Here is a 26,536-nt window from a genome sequence, read left to right as displayed (position 1 = left end):
GTCGCGTGCGCCCCGTGAGCAAGGCGCACAGGCCGACCCCGGCCTGGGGCATTAACCGGAGTACGGCCCGTGCGACCTCGCCCCGATGGTCCGGCCGAGGCCTCGCGGTGGTCAAAGCCGCTGCGATGAGTCTGTCACCTCCCCGAGAGGGGCTTCCCGAGCGATGATCCGGTCCGGTTTCCGGGCGGCTTTCCGGGCCGGAAACCGGGTGGATTTCCGGGTGGTTCTCAGGGCTGCTCACCGGCGGTCCTCGGGAGCACTCTCCGGGGGCGTCCGGGGCTCTCGTCAGGGGCTCGCGCGGCGCGCGCGAGGGGCGGACGGGGGACGGTGAAAGGCCGTTCGGCACCCCGTCCACATTCCCCCCGGGGGTATGTGGTGGTCCGGCCACCATCGAAGCGCTCAGACGGGTGCCGAGTCCACCTCGTGCCTGCCGCCGGGAGACGGGAGGGTGGAGACGCAGCTGGAGGGAGCTGCGAAATCCGTAGGTCAGGAGTGCCGTGAGTACATCGGTCACCAGATTCAGAAGCACCACCCCGTACCGGGACCCGCTCGGCGAGATCGGCGACGCGGGCGAGATCGGAGAAGACCTGTACGGCGAACTCTGCGCCGTCCTCTTCTCCGCCTTCCCGCGCCGCGATCAGCGGCTGAAGGCGGAGCAGTATCTGCACGGTCTGCTGACCGCGCAGGGGCGCAAGTCGATCCGCAACATCGCCGCGCAGTTCGGCGGCCCGGCCGCCGAACAGAGCCTGCACCACTTCATCTCCAGTTCCACCTGGGACTGGCGGCCGATGCGGACCGAGCTGGCCCGTTTTCTGCAGCGGCGGGGCACGCCGCAGGCGTGGGTGGTCCGGCCGATGCCGATACCGAAGGCCGGTCAGCACTCGGTCGGCGTGGACCGGCGGTTCGACCCGGAGCAGGGGCAGGTCTTCCGGGGGCAGCAGGCGTTCGGGGTGTGGTTCGCCTCGGACGAGACCAGCATTCCCGTCCACTGGCGGCTCTTCCTGCCCGACCCCTGGGTGAAGGACCGGACCCGCGCGGACCGGGCCGAGGTGCCGGAGGGCGCGGCCGAGGAGACGCTGGAGGAGTGCGCGGTCAACGCGGCGCTCGACATGGCGTTCTGGCCCGAGGTGGCGCGCAAGCCGTTACTGCTCGACATCCGGGGCGGCGCGGGACGGGCCGCGCTCCAGCGGCTGACGCTCGCGGGGGTGCCCGTGGTCGCGCGGATCAACCCGGCCTGCCGGCTGACCGTCGCGGACCGCTCGCTGCCCGGCTTCGGCGCTGGGCCGCTCACCGCGCTCCAGATCCTGGAGTCACTCAAGGGCCTGCGTCGGCCGGTGAGTTGGCTCGACGCGGCGGCCGGGACGCGCACCTCGCGGACCTCGCTGGCCACCGCCGTGCGGGTCACGCTGCCCGTACCGCCGGGCGAGCGGCAGCGGCCGCTCCTGCTGCTCGGCGAGTGGGACGACCCGAGGCGCGCGCCGGTCCGGCTGTGGATCACGGATCTGACGGGCTCGGCGATCGGACCGCTCCTGCGCCTCACCAAGCTGTCGCGGCGGGTGGAACGGGACCTGCGGCAGATCGGCGAGGGCGCCGGGCTGCGGGACTTCGTGGGACGGTCGTTCCGCGGCTGGCACCGGCACATCACGCTGGCCTCGGCGGCACACGCGGTGACCGCACTCGGAGCCGAACACATAGCTCCGTACGGCGAGTTCCAGACGCGCTCGGCAAGCTGACCCCGCCGGCCCGCCCAGTCGCCCGTCCGCCCAGTCGCCCAGTCGACCGTTCGCCCATCCGCTCGGGAGCGCTCACCGACTCCGGGGGGGGGCGGGCGGGGGACGGATCAGGTGCCTGTCAGACGCCGGGGACCGGGCCCGCGCCGCCGGTCACGGGTGCCGGGGGGCGGGAGTCGGCGGTGGTGGCGCGGCGGCGGGCGAGGATGTCACGGGTGCGCTGGAGCCTTAGCGCGAGCTGGACTTCCAGTACCTGCCCGGGCTTCTGCCATTCCGCGCCCAGGAGTTCGCCGATGCGTTCGAGGCGGCGCGAGACGGTGTTCGGGTGGACGTGCAGCTCCTCGGCCGCGTTGGTCGGGCTGCCGCCGGAGGCGAAGTACGCCTCCAGGGTGCGGATGAGATCGGTGAACCGCTCGGCGTCGTACTCCAGTACGGGACCGATCGCCGACTCGATGAAGCCGTCCACGTCGTGGTCGTCGGAGAGCAGCAGCCCAAGGAAGCCCAGGTCGTCCGCCGAGGCCGCCGTCCCCGTCCCGCCCAGCGCGCTCATCGCGTCCAGACAGCGCAGGGCCTCCTGGTGGAGCCGGGGAACGCTGTCCACACTCCAGCCGGGACCGGCCGCGCCCACCGACACCGGGTGGCCGAGCAGCGGCCCCAGTTCGCCGGAGACGGCCCGGGCGGCGGCCGAGGCGTCCGTGCCGGGCAGCAGCAGGACGACGCTGCCGCCCTGCACGGTCTTCAGGCCGGACATGCGGTACGCGTACGAGGACGCCCACACCACCGCGCGGCCCGGCTCGCCGCCCTCGGGGCGGGCGACCACGACGACATGCGGCCGGCGCAGATCGAGGCCGAGTCGGCGGGCCCGCTGGTCGATCTGCCCCGGGGCGTGGCGCGGCTCGGCGAGCAGGTCGTCGAGGAGTTCGTCGCGCACCGGACCTTCGGCCACGGCGGTGGAGCGCTGCATCAGCAGGAGCAACGCGACCGACTGCGCGGCGAGTTCGAGGAGCCGCACGTCCTCGCCGGTGAGCGGGGTCGCGGCGCGTACGACGAGGACGCCCAAGTCCTCGGAACCGGCGATGACGGGGGCGATCCAGGTGCGATGCCCGCCGGAGTCCTCCCCGGCTCCTTCGCCTTCACTCCCGGGAACTCCGGGCGCTTCGAATGCTTCGGGAGCTTCGGGGACTTCGGAATCCTCGGGAGTGCCAGGGAAGCCGGGGAAACCGGGGTCCCCCGGCGCGCCGGGAGTGTGCGCGCGGGCGGGGCGGCGGCTCGCGTGGGCGTCGAGCGCGGCCTTGGCCACGGCGCCCTCGTCGAGCCCGTCGATCTCCCCCGCGGCGGCGAGCACCCGGCCCCCGGGGTCGCGGATCTCGATGCCGGCATCGAGGGCGTCGCCGGCGGCCTTCGCCACATGACCCAGATCGCCGCCGGCCAGGATCAGGTCCATGATCCGGCCGTGGGCCTCGCCGATGTACCGCATGCGGGTCAGCGCCGTACGCGCGCGTGAGCTGTCCTCCTCCAGCTCGCTGACCTCGGCCCGGGTCCGGTCGAGCAGCCCGGCCCGCCCGGCGGCGACGGCCGCCAGGTCCGCGAGCGCGGTGAGCAGGACGATCTCGCCCGAGGTGAAGCGGCGGGCGCAGCGGTCGACCCCGTACAGCACCCCGACGACCGCGCCGCCCAGGCGCAGCGGCACGGCGAGAACGGCCCGCAGGCCCTCGTTGCGGACGAACGCGTCGAGGGCCACCGTGTGGGCGAACCGCCGGTCCTGGAGGTAGTCCTCGGTCCAGACGGGTTCGCCGTGCGTGTGGACGAGACCGCCCAGTCCGTCCTCGTCGAGGGCGGCGGCGAGGCCCGCCGGATCGAGTGGGCTGATCACCCCCTCGGAGGCGTGCACCACCCGGACGCCCTGGGCGGCCGGGCCGGACAGGGAGAGACAGACCAGATCGAGATCGAGCAGTCGCCGGGCCCGGCGGACCACGGACCGCAGCAGGTCTTCGAGGCCGTACGACAGGGTCAGGTCGCGCGCGGTGTCGGTGAGGGCGTCGAGACCCGCCTCGCGGCGCTCGTGGCGGGCGAGGGTGTGACCGACCCCGATGGCGAGATGAACAGCCCTTTCCATATCGGCGAGTTCGTGCTCCGGCATGCCGGACTCTCGGGCTTGGTCGACCAGTTCGGCGTAGCGCTCGGGGGGAGCCTGACGGGAGAGAAGCTCCAGTACGGCGAGCGCGCCGGCGCCCCCGCCGGTGGCGCCACCGCGGCGATCGGCGTCCGCGTGCCCCTCCGTGCCGTGGTGGCTCATGTCTCGACTCCCGCCTCCGCGCGGCCGGTTGCCGCGAGGCAGACCCGTGCCGCTGGCCGAATTCCGTATCCGCCGTTGATGACGATCAACGGCGGTGCGGATCACTTCATTCCCGGACCTACCGCTCGCCCGCCGCCCCACGCTGTGCCGCTTCCGCCTGGTGCCGCCAGCCCTGATGGGCGTTCCGGCGGCCGGACGTCCGGGGCGGGCGTCCGGTCCGGGCTCTCGTGCCGGCGACGGCGGGCACGTTCGGCACCGCTGCCGTGACGGACTCCGGGACGGACGGTGACATCGTTGTCGACACCGATATCGACACCGATGTCGACATCGTTTCCCGGAGGGGGACTTGGGCCGGTTCCGCCGTCCTGGCGAGGGGGACCAAGGCCCCCGAGGACGCTGCGGACACCGGGAACGCTGGGAACGCCGGGGCGGGCAGTTGCGCCGCCGGCCGGCGTGCGGGACGGAGGGCGCGCTGCTGCGTGGGGATCTTGCGCAGGGGCGTGTGGCGGGCGGCGAGGAGCAGATCGTGCAGCCGGCGCAGTCGGGCCGAGGGTTCCCGGCCGCCGTCGCGCTGGAGCAGTGCGCACAGCCGCCGGTGGGCCTCCAGGGCGTCCTCGACCCGGCCGGAGCGCAGCAGGGCGACGATGAACTGGGCGTTGAGCGGCTCGTTCAGCGGATACCGGGCGGTGTGCAGGGCGAGTTCGGGCAGCAGCTCGGCGTGCCGGCCGAGTCCCAGGTGGGCCTCGGCCCACTGGTCGAGGACGCTGAACCGGGAGGCTTCGAGGCGTTCGGCCTCGGTACGCAGCCGGGGCCCGGCGGCGACTCCCGCGTACGGTTCGCCGCGCCAGAGCGCGAGGGCCTCGCCGAGCCGGAGTGCGGCGCGCGGCAGATCGCCGGCCTCCATGGCCCGATATCCGGCGCCCGCCGCACGCGAGAACTGTCCCACGTCGTGGGAGCCGCTCCCGGTGTCGAGCCGGTAGCCGCCGGGCTCGGCGGCGAGCACGGTCTCGGCGCTGCGCCCGTCGGCGGCGCCCCGGTCCTGTGGCAGCGCGGCGGCGATCAGGGAGCGCAACCCGGTGATGTGGGCCTGGAGTTCGTACCGGGCCCGGCGCGGGGCGCCGCCCGGCCAGAGTTCCTCGGTGAGGACGGACGCCGGGACGAGCCGGCCCGCGAAGGTGGCCAGCAGGGCGAGGACCTGCCGGGGCGCGGCGGCGGCCGGGGTGACCGACACCCCGTTCTCCCGCACCGAGAGTCCTCCCAGAATCCGGACGTCCACCCTGCCCCCCTCAGCTCATGCGTCTGCGCAACGGGCTGTCCTGATCGATTAGAAAAGAGACCGTCCGGCATGTCAATGAAACCTGGGAGTACGGAAACGACACCTCCCCGCCAGGATGCCGTTGCCCTCTTTGGGGGATTTGTTGTCATCAATATGGCTTCTGGACAGGGGGATAGACGCTCACGGACCTGTCGACACCATGACGGATGTTCGGTTTCGTGGTCCGTTTCGCGGTCGGCATCGGAGGCCGAGGAGGCGGAGGGCAAAGGAGAGGGATCGTCGGTGGGGCCGTTCGGCACCGATTCAGCGGAAACCGGCTCCGGAGCCCGGCACCCCGGGGCTCGCCCAGGACTCCGACGCGCCCTTGTCCCGCACGGCACCGCCGGGGGCGGCACTCTCGGGGACGACGCCCTCGGGAACGGTGCACTCCGGTTCGCCGGAGACGCCCAGGACGCGGGCGCCGCGGGTGGGGTCCATGTCGAGGACGGCCAGCACGGCGGGGACCACGACGCTCGGCAGTACGTGCTGGTAGAGCACGGAGGCCCAGCGCTCCATGGCGGACTGGCCGCCCCCCAGCGCGCGGGTCATCAGGTTGAGCCCGGCGAAGGCGCCGACGACCAGCCCGGCCAGCTCCTCCGGGTCGGCGTGCGGAAGGAGTTCGCCGGATTCCTTGGCCGCGCGGAGAAGGCTGCGGTTGATGTCGGTCCACTCGCGGTAGGGGCCGCTGCGGTCGAGTTCGGGTCCGCTCTGTTCGAGGGTCAGCCGCACACTGCCGCTCAACACCCGGTCACGGGTCAGCCGGTGCGCGAACACCATGCCGGAGTCCACGAACTCCTGCACCTTGGAAGCCTGCTGGGGCGCCGGGGGCACGGTCACCGTCTGGGCGTCGAGCACGGCGTGCGCGAGGTCTTCCTTGGAGTCGAAGTGGAAGTACAGGGCACCCTTGGTCACTTGGGCGAGCGCGAGGATCTCGGACAGCGTGGCCGCCTCGTAGCCGCGCTCGTCGAAGACGGTGGCGGCCGCCTCCAGGATCGCCCTGCGGGTACGAATCGCCCGGTCCTGCTTCGCCATGGGGAGTCCCGTCCCTCTTCTCGCGCGGGCCGGGGTCCCCCGAGCCCTCGAAACGGACCACCAGGTACCTGTTTTCCGGCAGCTGGAAGATACCCGAGTCCACGTGCGCCGTGAACCCGTGATCACGCCGCCCGCCCGCCACACCGCCCTGACCACGGCCGATGATCTCGTGATGGCCCTTCAGAACGTCAGGTCCGCACCCTCGGAGCACGTCCGGGCGCCCGCCCTTGTCACGCCGCGCGACGGGAAAACCGACGCGTCGGGCGTCAGCCCCGTACAGAAAATCGAGAAGGGGTGGTGGTGAACGCCGAATTCACGGGGTGCGGGCCCGAACGGACGTCCGATACGCGGCGGATCACCAGCCGGAGAGACCGGCGGAAAGACCGGTGAATCAGCGGTCGGAGCGAAGGGCTCCGGGGCCGAGGGGGAAGCGGCCAGGAAAGCGGGCATATATGGGACTCGGAGGGGTCAATGCGGCATTGGCGGCGAGGGCACGCCGGTGTGGCAGGGACTCGCCATCCTTTTCAGCAGGGGTTGTCACCGTGTGAAGTCGCGTGCGTACATGGAGTGGCACAGTCAGGAGGGTGGGGGTGGTCGACGGTGACAGATACCGCGGGATCCGTGACTCTCGCCCGTTCGGCGATGGGGCGCGGCGGCCCTGAACCCCAGCGCCCGCCGGGGCGCCCGGTCCGCGGCACCCGCCGGGTCAGCGCCGCGCTGGCGGGCCTCGCCGCCTCGGTCCGGCAGGAGCTGCTGACCTTCGACGACCCGGTCGCCTCCATGAGCCGCGCGATCCCCGAGCCGTTCCTGGAGCTGGCGGGAGCGTGCATGCGCGCGGCGGTGGACCGGGCCGCGGAGGTCCGCAGGATCGTTCCCCGGCACGCCGTTCCCCATGTGGCGGGAGCGGCGCGGATCCCGGGGCGGGCGCGGGTCATCGACACCATCCCGTTCAAGATGATCGTCGTCGACCGCGTGATCGCGGCCGTCCCCCTGGATCTGGAGATCCTCTACAACGGTCTGCTGCTCATCCGCGACCCCATCGTGGTCCAGGCGCTGGTCCGCGCCCACCACACCTCCTGGGACACGGGTCAGGAGCTGGTGGGGCTCGCCCCGCCCGCCCGCAGTCTCTCCCCCCAACTGCGCCCGGTCCTCGAAGCCCTCCTCGCCGGCCTGACCGACGAGACCGCCGCGGCGCGCCTGGGCATGTCGCCGCGTACGTACAGCCGCCGGGTCGGCGAACTGATGGCCGCCCTGGGCACCACGAGCCGCTTCCGGGCGGGCGCGGAGGCGGCCCGGCGGGGGTGGGTCTGAGGGTGCCGGGCCGGCCGGCCCGACCTCTCCGGTCGGCCTGATCTCTCCGATCACCCGGCGGTGGGGCCGACGATCCGGTCGAGCAGCCCGTCTTCGGCCGGGTAGGGGCGCTCGTCGGGCAGCAGCCGCGCGGCCTCGTCGGTGCGGCCGTCACGGACCAGGCCGTGGATCTGGTGGACGAGAGGGGTGACGTCGCGGATCGCGACCGTCCACTCGTCCGCGTACCGGCGCGAGGCCTCCCCGGCCAGCCCCAGCTGAAGCGAACGGTGGGGCAGCGGCCGCAGACGCAGATCCCGCTCGGGGTCCCACTGCACCCGCGCGGGCGCCCGCTTCAGCTCCCGCTGCCAGGTCGCCGGTGCCGGGTGCAGGCCCCGGACGTAGTGGGACAGGCAGGCGTTCCGCAGCGCCCACTCGAATCCCTCGCGGGTGATCTCGACTGCGAGTACGGTCTCCTGTCCCTCCTTCAGGCCCCAGCCGCAGCGGTAGGCCATCCACAGGAACGACGGCTTGATCCACGTCATCCGGTCCCGCTTCCACGCCGCCGGAAATCGTCCGTCCCGAGCCGCCGGCAGCCCGATCGCGGGCGTGTAGGCCTGGTAGACGGTCACCGTCGTGTCGGTGTGGACGGCCCGGATCTGGTGTTGGGGGATCGGGGCGGGGGTCGGGGAGTCGGGCTCGGGCGCGGGCGCGGTGGGAGCCTGGGGAGCGGACGGCGGTGGAGAGACGTGCATGGCCCCAGGGTGCGTCGGGACGCGCTCCCGGGGCCAGTCGATTTCGCCTACCGGCGATCAGCGCGAACTCTGGTCCTTCAGCTCTCCGACGAACAGCGCCCAAGCGCTCGCCCCGAAGGCCAGCTGAGGCCCCGCGTCCAGCTTGCTGTCTCGCACCGGCACGACGCCCGGCAGGTGGTCGGCGACCTCGACGCACTGGCCGTTCGCGCTGCTGTAACTGCTCTTGCGCCATGCCGACGCAACAGAGTCATGCTGCACTCTCATCACTTCCTCTCACCATCTCGCTTCGGCCACCTTAGCCAGCAGGTCGGCGCTGTCGTTCGGCCCCAGAGCCACTGCCTGAAGGTGCTCGAACATCAACCTATAGCGCCGGATCTCTGCCTCGGACTCCAGAAAGAGGTCCCCGGCAGGCGTGTCCAGGTAGACGAGTTCCGGGTCGTCCGCATCCGGGAAGTCCATGTGAACGAAGCTTCCGGTCATCCCTACGTGCGCGCCCTTCTCGAAGGGAATCACCTGGAAGGTCACACTCGGCTCCTCGATGAGCCGGAGCAGGTGCTGCGCCTGCTCCCGCATGACCTGTGCCCCTCCGACCTGGCGGGTCAAGGCGGCCTCGTCCACGATGGACCACAACTGGAGTGGTCGATCTCTGGTCAGCACCGCCTGTCGCTCCATGCGCGCTTGAACGCGCTGCGCGATCTGCTTCTGACTGGCCGTGGGCATCCCGCCCTTGATCACCTCCAGTGCGTAGCGCTCCGTCTGGGCGAGACCGGGAATGAACAGCGACTCGTAGTTCCGGACCGTCCGCGCCTCGGCCTCGAACCCGATGTACGCGGTGTATTCCTCCGGCAGTTCGGAGTGGTAGGGCCGCAGCCAGCCCTGGTCGTTCGATCTGCTCTGAAGAGCCAGCAGGTCCGCCCGCTGCCGATCGTCGGCTTGGTACAGATCCAGCAGGCCGACCAGAGTTCGCTTCTGAGGCCGGGACCGCGACCGCTCGATGCGGTAGAGCGTCACCTCGTTTATCCCGGTCCGCTCCGCCACGTCCTCACGTGAGAGCCCGGCCGACGCGCGGAGCTTCCTCAACTCGGCTGCCAGGCGCCGAAGTCGGACAGTCGGCGGACGAGGTCGCTTCTCCGGCATGCCACGGTCCCTTCTCTGCCGGTCGGTACCCCGCGAGTGTGCGGGGTCAACACGCCGACGCTCAAACCGACTCGAACGCGTTGGGCATTTCGCAATCCTTGCATTCTCAGCGAATGCGTATGCAGACTGTACGCACGGTCACGCACAGCTCGCGCAACGCAACGGCATGCCGACCGCGCTCGCCTGGACGTGAAACAGGAAGACCCCCGCGACCGTTGCACCGGTCCGGGGGCGTGGCCAACGCTTCGAAGGAGCGTCAACATGAGCGACTCTATCGTCCACCTCATCGGACTACTCGTACGACGGCTATTCCCCCGCCGGGGTGCCATCGGACTGCCGCCGACGGCACCCCTCGGGCCCCGAGCTATCGCGCAGCACCCCACTACCCCGCTCGCCCGCCCCCGCTTCTCCCCGCTGCGAGGTGAGGACAGCAGGCTCGTCCGCCCCTATCTCCTCGCCCATGAGGAACGCGGCGCCGAGGTCGAGATCTGCCTGATCAGCACCATGGGGGTGGCCTGGTGACCTCACCGTCCCCCACTCCCTGCGCCGGCGAGCCGATCGTCCTGAGGTGGACGCAGGGATCGAAGAGTGTCCCGATGGCCCGGCGCGAGCTGCGCAAGACACTGGCCGACTGGGGGCTTCTCGACATCGAGGACGCCGCCTCCCTCGTGCTCTCCGAACTCCTGACCAATGCCGTCCGGCACGCACACGTGCCCGGGCGGGAGATCGAAACGCGCTTCTTCCCGCTGCGCGAGGGGCTCCGGATCGAGGTCCACGACTCCTCGGAGCAACGGCCGTTGATGGACCTGCCCGAGGCCGGAGCCGTCGGCGGGTGGGGACTTCCCCTCGTGGACACGCTCTCCGACCTCTGGGGCGTCTCGGACCGCCAAGGGCCGGGCAAACTCGTCTGGGCCCACGTGATCGGTGACCCGGCGGGCGGCGCTCCCCCACTCTCCTGAGCACCCCCGCACCCCAACACACCACCCCAAGCGGCCCCGGCCTTCCGTCTCCTTCCTTCTGACGGACGGCCGGGGCCTCCCCTACGGCCCCTCGGGCCGGCCGGCGCCTCAAGCTCGAAGGATGTCCTTCACGTACTCGGCGAACGGCACCGACTCGGCCACCGCGATCCGCTGGTACTCGATGAAGGGAGACACGTCCCCCTCGAAGACCTCCCGACTGATCTGCGCCCCGTCCTCCTCGTAACGCATAAGGACGGCTTCCCTACAGTCGAACATCCAGAAATCCGGGATGCCTTGGAGTGGGTTGGGGCGGTCGGTCACATCGAGGATGCGGATGTCGTCCCCGGCCTCGGCATGCACACCGTAGAAGTAGCCGAACTCGAAGCGCAGATAGTCGGACAGCGGCCGGGTCACGATGTGTACCCGCCCGTTGCGCTTGCCTTCGGCGCGCTGGCGCGACACCCGCTCCGAGTACGCCGATCCGGTGTACGGAGTCGGTGCCCGCCCCTCCCGGAAGGCGGCGAACTCCTCGGCCTCCTGCGGAACGAGATACTGCGGCAGCGCTTCGAGCCGCCATGCCTCCCGTTCGATCCCGTCGAACCGGCGGCTCCACTCTTCACCGTCCAGGAACACGAACAACCTCCCTCTGCGAATCTGCGCCCCATCAGACCGTGGGCCTGGGGGCCACCATGGCGGGTGTGGTGCCTTCGACGGTCAGGTTTCCGGTCCACAGTTCGTACCGGTTGAAGTAGGCGCCGCCGAAGTCCACGCGCCGGCCGCCGGGCTCCAGTTTCCAGCCCGCTTCATCCCAACGGGCGAGAAGAGCACCGCAGATGAAGGCCCGATGGGCCTGCAACATGATCCATTTCCCCTTGTCCGTCTCGGTGGCGGTCTCCTTGTTCATGTCGGCCGCCAGTTGCCACAGCCGGGACCAGTCGACGCCCGGCGTCAGGGGGCCGACGACGCCGACCTCGCCGAGACTCCGTTCGTTCCAGTGGTGCGTGGCGTAGCCGAAGACGATTCCGGACATGAGGAAGACGCAGGTGCGGGTGCGGCCTTCCGCGCCGCTGATGTGGTGCATATCGTCGACTCCGATAGCGGTGTGGCCCGAACGTCTTCTCCACGTCCGGGCCACACCTCGTTCGAGTGGGTCAGGTCAGCAGCACGGGCCGTCGGAGCAGCAGGCGGGCTCGTTGCAGTTCGCGGCGATGCCCCACAGCGACCGGTCGACCGCGAACCCGGCGGCGGCGATCGCGCCGGTGACGTCGTACATCAGGCCCCGCGTGCGGGTCTTGGAGTTCGGGGCGTGGTGCAGATAGCGGCCGAAGTGCTCCTCGCACCAGGCGGCGTACTCCTGGGTGTGGAGCATGAAGGTGTGCCAGGCGGGGTCCACGGCCTTGCTGGGCGCCATGACGTGCTCCCGCTCCGTGGTGCCGGCCACGTAGAGGAACGCCAGCGCCTCGTCCATGATCCGCGCGGCCATGCCGGCGTCGAGGTGGTACTCGTCGGCGCAGAACGCCGTGAGTTTGTCGAACAGTTCGGGGGACACGAGGTCCCGGCCCTGCCGCAGAGCGACCGGCCTTTCGGGTGCGACCGTCATCGGAAGTTCCTTCCATGAGGGTGATCGGCACGTGCGGCCGCCCCAACCCCGCTACGCACGCCGCTGCGCACGCCGGGACTACACCGGGACGGAGTGAAGGCAGGACAGACGCGCCCCGTGGCATGGGTGCCGAACTCATGGGCGATCACGCTCACGCTCGCCACCGTCGCCGCCATGGCCTCCGCCTCTCTGTCGCCTTCCCGGAGAGCCTGACTCTTGGCGCGGGTTGTGATCTAGGGGCTTTCCTGTTGCCGCAAGAGTTCGTCGCGGACATGCTCGACCAGGTCACGCATGGAGTCGCCGTAGAGCGCCACGGCAGCGAACCGGTCGAAGGTCTCTGCGTAGAGCTGCACATCCTTGGGGTCGGTCGTCGTGATCTCCGAGTGGAACGTCTCCACGATCACGAGCCTGTCGTCATGAAGGCTGAAGCACGTCATGGGGAAGTCCGGCATGCGTATCCCTGCCGGAACGATGCCCACGGATACGTGAGGAAGCCGGGATACGGACACCAGTCGGTCGAGCTGGAGCGCCATGACGGTCGGCTCGCTGACAAGCCATCGCAGAACGTGTTCACAAATCAGGAACCGAAAGGACCGGGCGCTGTCGTGCAGAGCGGCTTGCCGCTCGATGCGCGCGGCAACCGTGCGCGCTCGTGTCTCATCGGGGAGCGCTGGTGGGAGTCCGAACACGGCCGTCATGTACTCAGGGGTCTGAAGCAGACCCGGGAGAGCTGCCCCTGGAACAATCTGAGCACACTCGTCCCGGCTTCGATGGCCTTGATGGTGTTCTGGTGTTTCCACGGACCCATACGACTCAGGAAGCGCCAGGCTGTCTCTTCCGTCGCTTCGGCGCGGGCCGCCGTGATGAACTCCTCTTTCGCCCCATCGGAGACGCCGAGAGCGTTCAGGACAAGTTCCACGTCCTGAACGGAGGGGCGGACCTTCTCGTTCTCGATCTTCGAGAGCTTGCCCGAAGACATGGAAGCCCTGCGGGCCACGGTTTGGCCGGTCAGACCCGACGCCTCCCGCAATGCCCGCAGGGCTCTACCAAGGGACTGGCTGTTCAGCGGTGCCGCTCCCAATAGGCCGCGAACGGGACGGCGGCCGCCTGGGCCGCGGACCGGTAGGCCAGGTACTCGGGCAGCCGGTCGGTGGGCAGCAGCTCGGCACCCACGAACGCGCCTGCCTCCGTGTAGTGCATGCGGTACACGTCGCGGTCGTCGAACAGCCAGAAGTCGTGATCCGGCAGGCCCTCCGCCGCCTGCTCGGCCCGATCGACGATCCCGATGGACTCGCCGGCCTTGATGTTGCCCGGGTAAGCGGCGAGTTCGTAGCGCAGGTATTCAGTGAGTGGTGACGCGAGGACATGAACGCGGGACACCTGCTTGCCCTGGTCGGTCATAGAGCGCACCCATGGGTTGTCCTCCCATTCGGGCCCCATGTCTTCGCCCGCGAAGAAGCGGCTCATCTCTTCTCGCTCGTCCTCGACGTCGTACACGTCGAGGGTTTCCAGCCGAAATGCGGTGCGCTCGAAGATTTCGAAGAGCCTGCCGAATTCCTCACCGGTCACCAAGTCAGGCACGGCCACCGAAGTACTCCTCCAGCATGGCGGCGGGGACACGCACGGCGGTCTCTCCGGTCGGCAGATCGAGCATGGCCAGTTCGGCGGGGTCGGTGATCACGTAGCCCTGGACGACATAGTCGCCCGTGGCCGTCTTGGTCCACAGGGTCGGGCATGAGCCTTTCCTGCAGCCCTGATCTCCGGTGAGTTTGCGCAGCGGAGCAGCGGTCATAGCTTCCCCTCGGGTCGTAGTGAGTGCCCTGATCGATGCTTCCTTCCTTCGGTAATCAAGGTCAAGACACCCGGCTTTCCAGAACAGGAAAGGCTCCCGGTGGTGCCCCCATCAAGCGTCGAAGACTCGCACAAAGTCGCTCACGTGAACGAATATCAAGAGGCAGCCGTAACCCCGGTGGTGATCCAGTCCACGGCCAGGAAGGCTCGACCAGCCCTCGGGGCGTCGTCCGTGCTCCGGACGATGCTCCCGTCCGCCTGCGATCACGGTCAAGGCGCCCCGGCTCCGGGCAGCAACTCCCGTCCGCCGAACAGAAAAGCGCGAACCCCCGCCGGCCGGAGGCCGCGGGGGTCCGCGAAGGTGACGCCGAGGGCGTCAGTGGTTGCGGGGGAAGCCGAGGTCCACGCCCGTCGGGGCGTCCGCCGGGTCCGGCCAGCGGGTGGTGACGACCTTGCCGCGGGTGTAGAAGTGGACGCCGTCGTTGCCGTAGATGTGGTGGTCGCCGAAGAGCGAGTCCTTCCAGCCACCGAAGGAGTGGTAACCCACCGGCACCGGGATCGGCACGTTGACGCCGACCATGCCCGCCTCGACCTCCAGCTGGAAGCGGCGGGCGGCGCCGCCGTCGCGGGTGAAGATGGCGGTGCCGTTGCCGAACGGGGAGGCGTTGATGAGGGCCAGGCCCTCCTCGTACGTCTCGGCGCGCAGGACGCACAGCACCGGGCCGAAGATCTCGTCCTGGTACGCCTTGGCCGTGGTCGGGACGTGGTCGAGCAGGGAGAGGCCGATCCAGTGGCCGTTCTCGTAACCGTCGACGGTGTATCCGGTGCCATCGAGGACGACCTCGCAGCCCTCGGCCGCCGCGCCGTGCACGTAGGAGGCGACCTTGTCGCGGTGGACGGCCGTGATGAGCGGGCCCATCTCGGAGGTCGGGTCGTTGCCCGGGCCGATCTTGATCTTCTCGGCGCGCTCGCGGATCTTCTGGACCAGCTCGTCGCCGACCGAGCCGACGGCGACGACGGTGGAGATCGCCATGCAGCGCTCGCCGGCGGAGCCATAGGCCGCGGAGACGGCGGCGTCGGCCGCCGCGTCGAGGTCCGCGTCCGGCAGGACCAGCATGTGGTTCTTCGCGCCGCCGAGCGCCTGGACGCGCTTGCCGTTGGCCGAGGCCGTGGTGTGGATGTAGCGGGCGATCGGGGTCGAGCCGACGAAGGAGATCGCGGTGACGTCCGGGTGCTCCAGGAGACGGTCGACGGCGATCTTGTCACCGTGGACGATGTTGAAGACACCGTCCGGCAGGCCGGCCTCGGCCAGCAGCTCGGCGATCTTCATGGCCGGCGACGGGTCCTTCTCGCTCGGCTTCAGCACGAAGGTGTTGCCGCACGCGATGGCGATCGGGAACATCCACATCGGCACCATGGCCGGGAAGTTGAACGGCGTGATGCCCGCCACCACGCCCACCGGCTGGCGGATCGAGGCGACGTCGACGCGGCTGGACACCTGGGTGGACAGCTCGCCCTTGAGCTGGGTGGTGATGCCGCAGGCCAGTTCGACGATCTCCAGGCCGCGGGCGACCTCGCCGAGCGCGTCGGAGTGGACCTTGCCGTGCTCGGCGACGATCAGCTCGGCGATGGCGTCGCGGTTGGCGTCGAGCAGCGCGCGGAACTTGAAGAGGATCGTGGTGCGCTGGGCGAGCGAGGAGGTGCCCCAGGTCTCGAAGGCGGCCTTCGCCGCGGCGACGGCGGTGTCGACCTCCTCGGCGGACGCGAGCGCCACCCGCGTGGTGACGGCGCCCGTGGCCGGGTCGGTGACCGGGCCCCAGTTGCCCGACGTGCCCTCGACGGTCTTGCCACCGATCCAGTGGTGGACGGTCTTCGTCATGACGAGTTACTCCTTCAGAGATGGCGGCGCCGGGCGGTGACGTGCCGTTCGTACTCCTCGCGGGCCCCGACCGCCGACGGGCGGGTCGACGTCGCGGCCACGGGCACATCCCACCATGCCCCGCCGGAGGGCGCGCCCGACACACTGTCTGCCGTTTCGGTCTCCGCGTAGACACATGTGGGAACCGTCGCCTCCCGGGCGTCGGCGAGAGCTTCCCGCAGGTCACGCACGGTGTGGGCGCGCAGGACGCGCATCCCAAGGGAGGCGGCGTTGGCGGCCAGGTCGACAGGGAGCGGCGGGCCGGTGAAGCCGCCGTCCTCGTCGCGGCGGCGGTAGTCGGTGCCGTAGCGCTCGGCGCCGACCGCCTCGGACAGACCGCCGATGGAGGCGTAGCCGTGGTTCTGGAGGATCACGACCTTGATCGGCAGTTCCTCCTGGACGGCGGTGACGAGTTCGGTGGGGTTCATCAGATACGTGCCGTCGCCGACGAGCGCCCAGACGGGCCGGCCGGGCGCGGCGAGGGCGACGCCGATGGCCGCGGGGATCTCGTAGCCCATGCAGGAGTAGCCGTATTCGACGTGGTACTGGTCGGACGACCGGGCGCGCCATAGCCGGTGCAGGTCGCCGGGGAGCGAGCCGGCCGCGTTGATCAGGATGTCGTCGGCGGTGACCAGGCTGTCGAGGACGCCGAGCACCTGGGTCTGGGTGGGGCGGGCGCGCGGGTCGGGCGCGGCGTAGGCGGCGTCGGTGCGCTCCTGCCAGTCCTGCTTGGAGAAGGTCCACTGCGCAGCGTCTTGCCGATGGCCTTGCTGATAGTCGCCGAGGGCCTCGGTCAGCGCGGTCAGTCCCTCGCGGGCGTCGGCGACGAGTGGCAGCGTCGCGGCCTGCTTGTGGGCGTCGACGCCGGCGATGTTGAGATTGAGGAAGCGGGTGCCGGGGCGGAAGAGGGTGCCGGAGGCGGTGGTGAAGTCGGTGTAGCGGGTGCCGACGCCGATGACGAGGTCACTGGTGCGGGCGAGCGCGTTGGCGGTGCCGGTGCCGGTGTGGCCGATGCCGCCGGCGTCGCAGCGGTGGTCCCACGGCAGGACGCCCTTGCCCGCCTGGGTGGTGGCGACGGGCAGGTGGACCCGCTCGGCGAGGGTACGCAGGGCGCCCTCGGCGGCGCTGTGCTTCACGCCCCCGCCCGCGATGATCATCGGACGCCTGGCCGACCTCACCGCCTTGACGGCCGCGTCGAGTTCGGCGGTGTCGGGCCTCGGGCGGCGGACGGTCCAGGTGCGTTCGGCGAAGAACTCCTCCGGCCAGTCGTACGCCTCCGCCTGTACGTCCTGCGGCAGGGCGAGGGTGACGGCTCCGGTCTCGGCGGGGTCGGTGAGGACCCGCATGGCGGCGAGCGCGGCCGGGATCAGCGCCTCGGGGCGGGTGACGCGGTCGAAGTACTTCGAGACGGGGCGCAGACAGTCGTTGACGGAGACCTCGCCCGCGTAGGGGACTTCGAGCTGCTGGAGGACGGGGTCGGCGGGGCGGGTGGCGAAGGTGTCGCCGGGGAGCAGGAGGACGGGCAGCCGGTTGACGGTGGCGAGGGCCGCCCCGGTGACGAGGTTGGTGGCGCCGGGGCCGATGGAGGTGGTGACGGCGTGCGTCTGAAGGCGGTTCGACTGACGGGCGTAGCCGACGGCCGCGTGCACCATCGCCTGCTCGTTGCGGCCCTGGTGGTACGGCATGAGGCCGGGGTACTCGACGAGCGCCTGGCCGATCCCGGCGACGTTGCCGTGCCCGAAGATGCCCCAGGTGGCGGTGATCAGCCGGCGCCGGACGCCGTCGCGCTCGGTGTACTGCGCGGCGAGGAAACGCACCAGGGCCTGGGCGACGGTGGAGCGCGAGCGCGTCACTGGTATCCCTCCGTGTGGTCGGGGTGGAAGCGGATCCGCCACTCCCGCTCGGGGCCGGGGCCGGCCATGACGTTCAGGTAGTAGAGGTCGTGTCCGGGCTGGGCGACCGACGGGCCGTGCCAGCCGTCGGGGACGAGGACGGCGTCGCCGGTGCGGACCTCGGCGAGGAGCTCGGCGCCGCCCGGGCGGGAGGGGGTGACACGCTGGTAGGCGTAGCCGTGCGGCGGGCCGGCCACCTCGTAGTAGTAGATCTCCTCCAGGACGGACTCCTCGCCGGGGAGGTGCTCGTCGTGCTTGTGCGGCGGGTACGAGGACCAGTTGCCGCCCGGGGTGATCACCTCGACGGCGATCAGCCGGTCGCAGGGGAAGACACCCGCCGCCGCGAAGTTGCGCACCTCGCGGGCCTGGCCGCCGGTGCCGCGCGTCTCGACGGGGACCTCCGGCGCGGGGCCGTAGCGGGCGGGGAGTCTGCGCCCGCACCTCGCTCCTGCCAAAGCGAAGCGGCCTCCCGCGCCGGAGGCGATCTGGACGCGGGAGTCCACGGGCACATAGGCGAAGTCCGAGACACCGTCGAACACGCTCAAACGGCCCGCGAGTTCAAATTCCTCCCCGTCTGCGCGCACCGTACCGCTCCCGGACAGGGGAAGCACCACCCATTCACGGACACCTGTCTCGAACTCGTGCGTTCCGCCCGGCGGCAGGTCGAGCACGCGCAGCGAGCTGTACGTCCAGCCGGCCCGCGCGGGGTCGATGTCGACGGCGTACGGGCCGCGGGCGGCGCTCCCGGCGGGGAGGTGGAGGTGTGACGGGCGGGTCGTGGCGGTCATGGTGGTGTGCCTACCCGTTGTCCCGGCGCGCTCACCGGCGGCGGGCCGGGTTCCGGGTGATCTCGGGGGCGGGGCCCCGGGGCGGCTCGGGGGCTTCCCGGGGATCTTCCCGGAGGTCGTCCCGGGGCGCGGGGTCGGGGATCGGTTCGAGGGGCGCCCGGCTGGTGGAGGCCGGGGGCTGTTCTACGGGCGCCCGGCTGGTGGGGGCCGTGGGAGGTTCTACGGGCCCCTGGCCGGTGAGGGCCGGGATCGAGCCGGTGCCGGCGGCCAGGGCGCGGGCGATCTCGTCCCCGGACGGCATCGCGGCCGAGCAGGCGAGACGTCCCGCGACGATCGCGCCGGCCGCGTTCGCGTACCGCAGTGTCCGCTCCAGGTCCCAGCCGGCCAGCAGACCGTGGACGAGCGCGCCGCCGAACGCGTCGCCCGCGCCGAGGCCGTTGACCACGTCCACCGGGAGCGGCGGTACCTCGGCGCGGGTGCCGTCGGCGGCGAGCGCGAGGACCCCCTTGGGGCCCAGCTTCACGACGGCGAGGCGCACCCCCGTGGCGAGCAGGGCCCGGGCGGCGGCGTACGGCTCGTGCTCGCCGGTCGCGACGGCGCACTCGTCGGCGTTGCCGACGGCGACCGTGGCGTGACGCAGGGCCTCCCGGTAGAGCGGCCGGGCCTGGTCGGCGGGGGTGTCGCCGTCGTCCCAGAGGGCGGGGCGCCAGTCCAGGTCGAAGACGGTGAACCTCTCCCGGTCCTGGTCGTCCTGAACGGTTCTCCCACCCCCTTCGGGCGCCTCGCCCCCTTCGGCCCGGGCGCGGAGCGCGGTCAGGGTGGCCGTCCTGCTGGGCTCGGCGCTCAGTCCGGTGCCGGTCATCCAGAAGGCGCGGGCGGCCCGGAGGGCGGGCAGGTCGAGTTCGCGCGCGCGGATCTCCAGATCCGGGGCCTTCGGGCGGCGGTAGAAGTGGATCGGGAAGTGGTCGGGCGGGAAGATCTCGCAGAAGGTGATCGGCGTGGGCTGGTCCGCGACCTCGGTCACCCAGCGCGCGTCCACCCCGTACCCGCGCAGTTCGCGGCGGAGGTACGTGCCGAACGGGTCGGCCCCGGTCCGGCTCACGAGCGCGGTGCTGCGCCCGAGCCGCGCCGCCGCGACGGCGACGTTCGCCGGGGATCCGCCGAGGAACCGGCCGAAGGTCTCGACCCGGTCCAGGCCCACTCCGGCGCGCAGCGGATAGAGGTCCACGCCGAGCCGGCCCATGGTGATCAGGTCGTAGGGGCCGTCGTGCGGGATCGCCCGCGGGTCTCCGTACGGCCCCTCGCGCACGCCGGTCCCGTGCGGGCCATGGTGCGGGCCATTGCGCGACTGGGCATATGCCTCACTTGACTGACCCTCAGGACGGTCATATGCCCCGTACGGCCTACCCTCCAGCGGGGCATATGACCGCTCGTTCGGCTCCGACGCCATGTCTGCCACCTCTCGCCACGGCCCCGTCCGCCCCTTTGGGCCCAGGCCCCAGATCTATCCACGCCCCCGGGCCGTGTCAACGTCTTCCCCGCCCTTGTGGGCGCGTGCCGCACCGCCCGGTGTCCCCGGGGTGCTTGACGCTCCGTCGCGGACGGCGTCAGGGTGGCGTTCATGACGAATCCGACGAACCAGACGCCGTCGTCCCGCATCCGGGTCGGCTCCGCCCCGGACTCCTGGGGTGTCTGGTTCCCGGACGATCCGCGGCAGGTGCCGTGGCAGCGGTTCCTCGACGAGGTGGCGGGCGCCGGCTACCGGTGGATCGAACTCGGACCGTATGGCTATCTGCCCACCGACCCCGCCGTCCTCGCCGAGGAGACCGCCCACCGGGGGCTGCGAGTCTCGGCGGCGACCGTGTTCACGGGGCTGCACCACGGCCCGGACGTCTGGGACCGCACCTGGCTCCACGTCGCCGAGAACGCCGCGCTCGCCCAGGCGATGGGCGCCGAACACCTGGTCGTCATCCCGTCGTTCTGGCGCGACGACAAGACCGGCGCGGTCCTGGAGGACCGCACCCTCACGGCCGAGCAGTGGCGGCAGCTGACCCGGCTGACCGAGCGGCTCGGCCGCGAAGTCCGGGAGTGTTACGGCCTGCGGATCGTCGTCCATCCGCACGCCGACACGCATCTCGACACCGAGGAGAACGTGACCCGTTTCCTCGACGCGACCGACTCCCGTGACGTGTCCCTGTGCCTGGACACCGGGCACTACGCCTACTGCGGCGGCGACAGCGTCAAGCTGATCGAGACCTACGGCGAGCGGATCGGCTACCTCCACCTCAAGCAGGTCGACCCCGGGGTGCTGGCCCAGGTGGTCGCCGAGGAGCTGCCGTTCGGACCGGCGGTGGCGCGGGGCGTGATGTGCGAACCGCCGGCCGGGGTGCCGGCGCTCGAACCGGTGCTGGCCGCGGCCGAGGCCCTGGATGTCGATCTGTTCGCCATCGTGGAACAGGACATGTACCCGTGCGAGCCGGACCGGCCGTACCCGATCGCCGAACGCACCCGCCGCTTCCTCCGCTCCTGCGGAGTCTGACCCCCGAGGCCGGCCGGCCCCCGGCCCGCCTCGCCACACAGGCGGCCTCCGTACCGCCTTCGTCACACATGTCTCCCTTTCTCGGTGTTTCTGTCACAAACAGCCGACAGCCGCGGTCCTCCCGAGGTGAGGATCCGTTCCCCGGGCACAGGCTCGGTGATCGCCCGTGATCACCGGTGACTCCCGGCGGCCTTCCCCGCGACGGCCTCCCCCGCCGTCGTGGCCGCCGGGCAGCACGCAGGAGAGGTGCCACGCATGACGGACAGAAAGCTCTGGTCGTACAAGGACATCGCCGCGCACATCAGGGTGCAGCCGGACACCGTCCGCTCGTACCGGAAACACGGCCTGCTGCCGACGCCCGACCACGTCGAGTCGGGCAAGCCGTTCTGGTACGCGGACACGATCCGCTGCTGGGTCGCGAACCGCCCCGGCAACCGCAGCCGCCGGGAAGCCTGACACTCCCGCCTTCCCGCACCCGGCACCCCGCTCTCCCGAGGCCTCGAACCGCCCACCCCCGCGGCACGGGGCCTCGCCTGACATCCCCGACGATCCGGCGCCTGCCTCCCCGACCGTCCGGCATCCGCTCCCCCGACCGCCCGGCGCGCCCGGCCCGGCGCCGCGATACATACCCCCTAGGGGTACAGTGGATGGTAAGTACGGCGTGCGGCCCGCGTAGCGCGGATCCGCGCACCCCAGTGCACCGCCTCGAAGAGGAGAAAGCCCATGACCGCCGAGACCAGGACCGAACTCCCGCAGGCCACCGCTTCCTGCTGCTCCCCCGCCGGCTCGTGCCACGGCGATGCGGCCGAGGCGGCGGAGACGGCCGGCGGCGTCACCACCGTCTACCAGGTCAAGGGCATGACCTGCGGCCACTGCGAGGGCGCGATCAACAGCGAGATCTCCGAGATCGAGGGCGTGTCCTCGGTCGCCTCGGTCTCCGCCACCGGCCTGGTCACCGTGGTGTCCGCCGCCCCGCTCGACGAGGAGGCCGTCCGCGCCGCCGTCGACGAGGCCGGCTACGAGCTGGTGGGCCTCGCCTGAGACCCCGGTGCGGACCCGGGGGCCCGCACCCCGGCCCCCGGGCCGCACCCGGCCGGACCCGTCCGGCCCGAGGCGCTCCGCGTCTCGCCTCCGCAGGGCCGTACGGTGACTACGTACGGCCCTGCTCCTGTTTGGAACCGCTATGACCTCCACGATCACCGAGCTCACGATCGGCGGGATGACCTGCGCGTCCTGCGCGGCCCGCGTCGAGAAGAAGCTCAACCGGATGGAGGGGGTGACCGCGAGTGTCAACTACGCCACCGAGAAGGCCCGCGTCGAACACCCCGTGGACATCCCGGTCACCGATCTGATCGCCACCGTCGTCAAGACCGGCTACACCGCGACCGAACCGCCACCCCCGGAGCCCGAACCTGAACCGGAACCGGCACCGGAATCGGCACCACCGGCGGACTCCGGCCCCGAGGCCAAGGACGGCACCAAGGACGACACCGACCCCGAGACCGCCGCCCTGCGGCAGCGGCTCACCGTCTGCGCCGTGCTCGCGCTGCCGGTCGTCCTCCTCGCGATGGTCCCGGCCCTCCAGTTCGACCACTGGCAGTGGCTGAGCCTCACCCTCGCCGCGCCCGTCGTGGTCTGGGGCGGGCTGCCCTTCCACCGCGCCGCCTGGACCAATCTGCGGCACGGCGCCGCCACCATGGACACCCTCGTCTCGGTCGGCACCCTCGCCGCCTTCGGCTGGTCGCTGTGGGCGCTGTTCCTCGGCGACGCCGGCATGCCCGGGATGCGGCACGGCTTCGACCTCACCGCCTCGCGCGAGCACGCCTCCTCCACCATCTATCTGGAGGTCGCCGCCGGGGTCGTCACCTTCATCCTGCTCGGCCGCTATCTGGAGGCCCGCGCCAAGCGCCGGGCCGGTGCCGCCCTGCACGCCCTGCTGCGGCTCGGCGCCAAGGACGTGGCGGTGCTCCGGCAGGGTGGGGAGGTACGGGTCCCGGTCGGCGCGCTGCGGGTCGGGGACCGTTTCGTCGTCCGTCCGGGCGAGAAGATCGCCACCGACGGCACCGTCACAGCCGGCGCGTCCGCCGTGGACACGTCCATGCTCACCGGCGAGTCCGTCCCGGTCGACGTGAGCCCCGGCGACTTCGTCACCGGCGGCTGCGTCAACGCCTCGGGCCGGCTGGTCGTCGAGGCCACCCGGGTCGGCGCCGACACCCAGCTGGCCCGGATGGCCAGGCTGGTCGAGGACGCCCAGAACGGCAAGGCGGAGGTGCAGCGGCTCGCCGACCGGATCTCGGCCGTGTTCGTGCCCGTCGTCATGCTCATCGCGCTGGGCACCCTGGTCGCCTGGCTGCTGCTGACCGGGGAGGTCACGGCCGCGTTCACCGCCGCCGTCGCCGTCCTGATCATCGCCTGCCCCTGCGCGCTCGGCCTCGCCACCCCGACCGCCCTGATGGTCGGCACCGGCCGGGGCGCCCAGCTCGGCATCCTCATCAAGGGCCCGGAGGTCCTGGAGTCCACCCGCAAGGTCGACACCGTCGTACTCGACAAGACGGGCACCGTCACCACCGGCCGGATGGAGCTGACGGGGACGCATGTGTACGGGGGCGCGTACGGCTCCGGCGGTACGGACGAGGCGGAGCTGCTGCGTCTCGCGGGCGCCCTGGAGCACGCCTCGGAGCACCCGGTGGCGCGGGCCGTGGCGGCCGGCGCGGTCGCGGTGGTGGGCGAGCTGCCCGTACCGAAGACCTTCGAGAACGTGCCGGGGCTCGGGGTGCGCGGCTCCGTCGACGGTCATCTGGTCCTGGTCGGGCGGGCCGCACTGCTCGCCGCCGAGGGGATCGAGGTGCCGGGGCAGGGCGCGCCGGGCGTGGTGCACGTCGCCTGGGACGGGCGGGCGCGCGGCACGCTGACGGTCGCCGACGCCGTCAAGGAGACCAGCGCGGAGGCGGTCGAGCGGCTGCGGGCGCTCGGGCTGCGGCCGGTGCTGCTGACCGGGGACGCGCGGAGCGTGGCCGAGCGGGTGGCGGCGGAGGTCGGCATCGGCGAGGTGATCGCCGAGGTGCTGCCCGAGGACAAGGTGGACGTGGTCCGCCGGCTCCAGGCCGAGGGCCGGGTGGTCGCGATGGTCGGCGACGGGGTGAACGACGCCGCCGCGCTGGCCACGGCCGATCTCGGCCTGGCGATGGGCACCGGCACGGACGCCGCGATCGAGGCGAGCGATCTGACCCTGGTCCGCGGGGATCTGCGGGTCGCGGCCGACGCGATCCGGCTGTCCCGGCGCACCCTCGCGACGATCAAGGGGAACCTGGGCTGGGCCTTCGGCTACAACGTGGCGGCGCTGCCGCTGGCCGCCGCCGGGCTGCTCAACCCGATGATCGCGGGGCTCGCGATGGCCTTCTCGTCGGTGTTCGTGGTGACCAACAGCCTGCGGCTGCGGCGTTTTTCCTGAGCTGTCCGGCCATCGGCCGGGGCGGCGGGCGGGGGCGGGCGACCCCTCCGCGAAATTGACCCGCCCGTGACGCCGCGAGACCTTCCCAAAGAGATCTAGATCACAGATATTGGGGGGTAACCATCTGGGCCGTTCGCGAGTCTAAGTGGGCGATGCCAAGAACGTCTTGGGGGACGTTCATGGGATGTCTTGGGGGACGTCCCAGGCAAGCGCGGCCGGGGCACGTGCACAGGGGAGCTTTGAGCGGCCCTCCCGTACGTACCCCGGCAGACCGCGCCGACCGGCGCCCGGCCCGGATCCCGTGGGGGGAATCCGCACCGGGATATGGGAAGCGCCCCGTTCGTCGACCCGTGGGGGGATCGACGGCGGGGCGCTTCCGCTTGTACGGCGCGGGGCCGGACCCAGGTGGGGTCCGGCCCCGGAACCTCGAAGCCTCAAGCCTCAAGCCTCACAGCGTCAGGTCTCAGATCTCAGACCTCAAGAACCTTCACCGGATGACGAAAGCCGCCGGCCGCGGCACGGCGGGCCGGGCTCCGTCACAGCCGGCTTCAGCAGGCCTGACCTCAGCGGGCCTGACTTCAGCGGGCCTGACTTCAGCGGGCCTCGACCGGGACGAAGTCGCGCTCGACGACGCCGGTGTAGATCTGGCGCGGGCGACCGATACGGGAACCCGGCTCCTTGATCATCTCGTGCCACTGGGCGATCCAGCCGGGGAGGCGGCCGAGGGCGAAGAGGACCGTGAACATCTCGGTCGGGAAGCCCATGGCGCGGTAGATCAGACCCGTGTAGAAGTCCACGTTCGGGTAGAGGTTGCGCGAGACGAAGTAGTCGTCGGAGAGCGCGTGCTCCTCCAGCTTGAGCGCGATGTCCAGCAGCTCGTCGGACTTGCCGAGGGCCTTCAGGACGTCGTGCGCCGCCGCCTTGATGATCTTGGCGCGCGGGTCGAAGGACTTGTACACCCGGTGGCCGAAGCCCATCAGGCGGACGCCGTCCTCCTTGTTCTTCACCTTGGTGATGAAGGCGTCGACGTCGCCGCCGTTGGCCTTGATGCCCTCGAGCATCTCCAGGACGGACTGGTTGGCGCCACCGTGCAGCGGGCCCCACAGGGCCGAGATGCCGGCGGAGATCGAGGCGAACATGTTCGCCTGCGAGGAGCCGACCAGACGGACCGTGGAGGTCGAGCAGTTCTGCTCGTGGTCCGCGTGCAGGATCAGCAGCTTGTTGAGCGCCGAGACGACGACCGGGTCGAGGTCGTACTCCTGGGCCGGGACCGAGAAGGTCATGCGCAGGAAGTTCTCGACGTAGCCCAGGTCGTTACGCGGGTAGACGAACGGGTGACCGATCGACTTCTTGTACGCGTAGGCCGCGATCGTCGGCAGCTTGGCCAGCAGCCGGATCGTGGAGAGGTGACGCTGCTCCTCGTCGAACGGGTTGTGGCTGTCCTGGTAGAAGGTGGACAGCGCGGAGACCACGGAGGACAGCATGGCCATCGGGTGGGCGTCACGCGGGAAGCCGCGGAAGAAGTTCTTGACGTCCTCGTGGACCAGCGTGTGCTGGGTGATCTCGTTCTGGAAGACCGTGAGCTCGTCCCCGGTGGGGAGCTCGCCGTTGATCAGGAGGTAGGCCACCTCCAGGAAGCTCGACTGCTCGGCGAGCTGCTCGATGGGGTAACCGCGGTACCGCAGGATGCCCTGCTCGCCGTCCAGATAGGTGATGGCGGATTTATAGGCGGCGGTGTTGCCGTATCCGCTGTCCAGGGTGACCAGACCGGTCTGGGCTCGGAGCTTCCCGATGTCGAAGCCCTTGTCGCCGACGGTGCTCTCGACCACCGGGTAGGTGTATTCACCGTCCGCGTACCGCAGTACTACAGAGTTGTCGCTCACGTCATCCCTCACCGACGTAGTGCCTCTTCTTCGAGGTGCCCTGACTGTCTCTACCATCCCCCATTTGGCTCAGGAGAGTGCACTCGGGGTCGACCATTGGGCCAATTGGCGGCACTCAGTGCCGCCAACCTGCATATCCTGCCCCCTTCGCCCCGGTTCCGAA

26 protein-coding genes are annotated in these 26,536 nt (G+C 71.1%); 8 read left to right on the top strand and 18 right to left on the bottom strand.

The window, feature by feature from the left end:
• Nucleotides 1-497: 497 nt before the first annotated feature.
• The gene (locus ACGFRB_RS11915; protein ID WP_363000467.1) at nucleotides 498-1,733 is read left to right on the top strand and encodes a transposase; all 1,236 of its coding nucleotides are present in this window, start codon (nucleotides 498-500) and stop codon (nucleotides 1,731-1,733) included.
• A gap of 118 nt (nucleotides 1,734-1,851) precedes the next feature.
• Here ACGFRB_RS11915 and ACGFRB_RS11910 read toward each other — a convergent pair whose 3' ends face one another.
• From ACGFRB_RS11910 to ACGFRB_RS11900, 3 genes are all read right to left on the bottom strand, one after another.
• On the bottom strand, nucleotides 1,852-4,026 hold the full coding sequence (locus ACGFRB_RS11910; RefSeq protein ID WP_393242117.1) for a GAF domain-containing protein: 2,175 nt from the start codon (nucleotides 4,024-4,026) through the stop codon (nucleotides 1,852-1,854).
• 118 nt (nucleotides 4,027-4,144) lie between these two features.
• Complete coding sequence (locus tag ACGFRB_RS11905) at nucleotides 4,145-5,302, bottom strand: BTAD domain-containing putative transcriptional regulator (RefSeq protein ID WP_393242114.1); 1,158 nt, start codon at nucleotides 5,300-5,302, stop codon at nucleotides 4,145-4,147.
• A 303-nt stretch (nucleotides 5,303-5,605) separates the two neighbouring features.
• The gene (locus tag ACGFRB_RS11900; RefSeq protein ID WP_393242111.1) at nucleotides 5,606-6,373 is read right to left on the bottom strand and encodes a ScbR family autoregulator-binding transcription factor; all 768 of its coding nucleotides are present in this window, start codon (nucleotides 6,371-6,373) and stop codon (nucleotides 5,606-5,608) included.
• 621 nt (nucleotides 6,374-6,994) lie between these two features.
• Between ACGFRB_RS11900 and ACGFRB_RS11895 the strand changes: the two genes are divergently transcribed.
• On the top strand, nucleotides 6,995-7,684 hold the full coding sequence (locus ACGFRB_RS11895) for a DNA-binding response regulator (RefSeq protein WP_393242108.1): 690 nt from the start codon (nucleotides 6,995-6,997) through the stop codon (nucleotides 7,682-7,684).
• A gap of 50 nt (nucleotides 7,685-7,734) precedes the next feature.
• Here ACGFRB_RS11895 and ACGFRB_RS11890 read toward each other — a convergent pair whose 3' ends face one another.
• From ACGFRB_RS11890 to ACGFRB_RS11880, 3 genes are read right to left on the bottom strand one after another with little or no spacing between them, the layout of a single operon-like run.
• Nucleotides 7,735-8,415 (bottom strand): DUF4291 domain-containing protein, encoded by a 681-nt coding sequence (locus tag ACGFRB_RS11890; RefSeq protein WP_393242105.1) that lies wholly within the window; start codon nucleotides 8,413-8,415, stop codon nucleotides 7,735-7,737.
• 57 nt (nucleotides 8,416-8,472) lie between these two features.
• Entirely contained in the window at nucleotides 8,473-8,679 is a 207-nt protein-coding gene (locus tag ACGFRB_RS11885) for a DUF397 domain-containing protein (protein WP_393242102.1), read from the bottom strand.
• 9 nt (nucleotides 8,680-8,688) lie between these two features.
• Entirely contained in the window at nucleotides 8,689-9,552 is an 864-nt protein-coding gene (locus ACGFRB_RS11880) for a helix-turn-helix domain-containing protein (RefSeq protein WP_393242099.1), read from the bottom strand.
• A gap of 261 nt (nucleotides 9,553-9,813) precedes the next feature.
• Between ACGFRB_RS11880 and ACGFRB_RS11875 the strand changes: the two genes are divergently transcribed.
• The gene (locus tag ACGFRB_RS11875) at nucleotides 9,814-10,074 is read left to right on the top strand and encodes a hypothetical protein (protein WP_393242096.1); all 261 of its coding nucleotides are present in this window, start codon (nucleotides 9,814-9,816) and stop codon (nucleotides 10,072-10,074) included.
• 74 nt (nucleotides 10,075-10,148) lie between these two features.
• Nucleotides 10,149-10,511, top strand: coding sequence for an ATP-binding protein (locus tag ACGFRB_RS11870; protein ID WP_393242094.1), 363 nt, complete (start codon nucleotides 10,149-10,151; stop codon nucleotides 10,509-10,511).
• 108 nt (nucleotides 10,512-10,619) lie between these two features.
• On the opposite strand, the gene ACGFRB_RS11865 is transcribed toward ACGFRB_RS11870, so the two are convergent.
• The 11 genes from ACGFRB_RS11865 to ACGFRB_RS11815 form a co-directional block, all read right to left on the bottom strand.
• Nucleotides 10,620-11,144 carry a DUF6879 family protein gene (locus tag ACGFRB_RS11865; protein WP_393242091.1) on the bottom strand — a complete coding sequence of 175 codons (525 nt, stop codon included), beginning with the start codon at nucleotides 11,142-11,144 and terminating at the stop codon, nucleotides 10,620-10,622.
• 31 nt (nucleotides 11,145-11,175) lie between these two features.
• Nucleotides 11,176-11,592: a hypothetical protein gene (locus ACGFRB_RS11860; RefSeq protein ID WP_393242088.1), complete on the bottom strand. Its 417-nt coding sequence runs from the start codon at nucleotides 11,590-11,592 to the stop codon at nucleotides 11,176-11,178.
• Nucleotides 11,593-11,667: 75 nt separating this feature from the next.
• Nucleotides 11,668-12,111, bottom strand: coding sequence for a glycine-rich domain-containing protein (locus tag ACGFRB_RS11855; RefSeq protein WP_393242085.1), 444 nt, complete (start codon nucleotides 12,109-12,111; stop codon nucleotides 11,668-11,670).
• A 233-nt stretch (nucleotides 12,112-12,344) separates the two neighbouring features.
• Complete coding sequence (locus tag ACGFRB_RS11850) at nucleotides 12,345-12,809, bottom strand: DUF5753 domain-containing protein (protein ID WP_393242082.1); 465 nt, start codon at nucleotides 12,807-12,809, stop codon at nucleotides 12,345-12,347.
• Nucleotides 12,806-13,108, bottom strand: a complete 303-nt coding sequence (locus ACGFRB_RS11845; RefSeq protein ID WP_393242079.1) for a helix-turn-helix domain-containing protein — start codon at nucleotides 13,106-13,108, stop codon at nucleotides 12,806-12,808. Before ACGFRB_RS11845 ends, ACGFRB_RS11850 begins: the two co-directional genes overlap by 4 nt.
• Nucleotides 13,109-13,173: 65 nt before the next feature.
• Nucleotides 13,174-13,698, bottom strand: a complete 525-nt coding sequence (locus ACGFRB_RS11840; protein WP_393242076.1) for a DUF6879 family protein — start codon at nucleotides 13,696-13,698, stop codon at nucleotides 13,174-13,176.
• On the bottom strand, nucleotides 13,685-13,903 hold the full coding sequence (locus ACGFRB_RS11835; RefSeq protein ID WP_363000491.1) for a hypothetical protein: 219 nt from the start codon (nucleotides 13,901-13,903) through the stop codon (nucleotides 13,685-13,687). The genes ACGFRB_RS11840 and ACGFRB_RS11835 overlap by 14 nt, the downstream gene beginning before the upstream one ends.
• 375 nt (nucleotides 13,904-14,278) lie before the next feature.
• Nucleotides 14,279-15,781 carry a CoA-acylating methylmalonate-semialdehyde dehydrogenase gene (gene mmsA / locus ACGFRB_RS11830; protein ID WP_393242072.1) on the bottom strand — a complete coding sequence of 501 codons (1,503 nt, stop codon included), beginning with the start codon at nucleotides 15,779-15,781 and terminating at the stop codon, nucleotides 14,279-14,281.
• 14 nt (nucleotides 15,782-15,795) lie between these two features.
• A complete protein-coding gene (gene iolD, locus ACGFRB_RS11825; RefSeq protein WP_393242069.1) occupies nucleotides 15,796-17,715 on the bottom strand; it encodes a 3D-(3,5/4)-trihydroxycyclohexane-1,2-dione acylhydrolase (decyclizing) in 1,920 nt (639 codons plus the stop codon).
• On the bottom strand, nucleotides 17,670-18,500 hold the full coding sequence (iolB, locus tag ACGFRB_RS11820; protein ID WP_363000497.1) for a 5-deoxy-glucuronate isomerase: 831 nt from the start codon (nucleotides 18,498-18,500) through the stop codon (nucleotides 17,670-17,672). The genes iolD and iolB overlap by 46 nt, the downstream gene beginning before the upstream one ends.
• A gap of 31 nt (nucleotides 18,501-18,531) precedes the next feature.
• Entirely contained in the window at nucleotides 18,532-19,743 is a 1,212-nt protein-coding gene (locus ACGFRB_RS11815; RefSeq protein WP_393242541.1) for a PfkB family carbohydrate kinase, read from the bottom strand.
• A 378-nt stretch (nucleotides 19,744-20,121) separates the two neighbouring features.
• Here ACGFRB_RS11815 and ACGFRB_RS11810 point away from each other — a divergent pair, with 378 nt between their 5' ends.
• The 4 genes from ACGFRB_RS11810 to ACGFRB_RS11795 all read left to right on the top strand — a co-directional run bounded on the left by ACGFRB_RS11810 (nucleotide 20,122) and on the right by ACGFRB_RS11795 (nucleotide 24,490).
• The gene (locus ACGFRB_RS11810; RefSeq protein ID WP_363000499.1) at nucleotides 20,122-21,039 is read left to right on the top strand and encodes a sugar phosphate isomerase/epimerase; all 918 of its coding nucleotides are present in this window, start codon (nucleotides 20,122-20,124) and stop codon (nucleotides 21,037-21,039) included.
• A 255-nt stretch (nucleotides 21,040-21,294) separates the two neighbouring features.
• Nucleotides 21,295-21,495, top strand: coding sequence for a MarR family transcriptional regulator (locus tag ACGFRB_RS11805; protein ID WP_361231774.1), 201 nt, complete (start codon nucleotides 21,295-21,297; stop codon nucleotides 21,493-21,495).
• Nucleotides 21,496-21,762: 267 nt separating this feature from the next.
• Entirely contained in the window at nucleotides 21,763-22,080 is a 318-nt protein-coding gene (locus tag ACGFRB_RS11800; RefSeq protein WP_393242065.1) for a heavy-metal-associated domain-containing protein, read from the top strand.
• Nucleotides 22,081-22,222: 142 nt separating this feature from the next.
• Complete coding sequence (locus ACGFRB_RS11795; RefSeq protein ID WP_393242062.1) at nucleotides 22,223-24,490, top strand: heavy metal translocating P-type ATPase; 2,268 nt, start codon at nucleotides 22,223-22,225, stop codon at nucleotides 24,488-24,490.
• Between the two features lie 593 nt (nucleotides 24,491-25,083).
• On the opposite strand, the gene ACGFRB_RS11790 is transcribed toward ACGFRB_RS11795, so the two are convergent.
• A complete protein-coding gene (locus tag ACGFRB_RS11790; protein ID WP_363000507.1) occupies nucleotides 25,084-26,373 on the bottom strand; it encodes a citrate synthase in 1,290 nt (429 codons plus the stop codon).
• Nucleotides 26,374-26,536: the final 163 nt, after the last annotated feature.

The organism is Streptomyces sp. NPDC048718 (assembly GCF_043198875.1).
Classification (GTDB): Bacteria; Actinomycetota; Actinomycetes; order Streptomycetales; family Streptomycetaceae; genus Streptomyces.
This window is presented reverse-complemented; position numbering and strand designations above follow the sequence as displayed.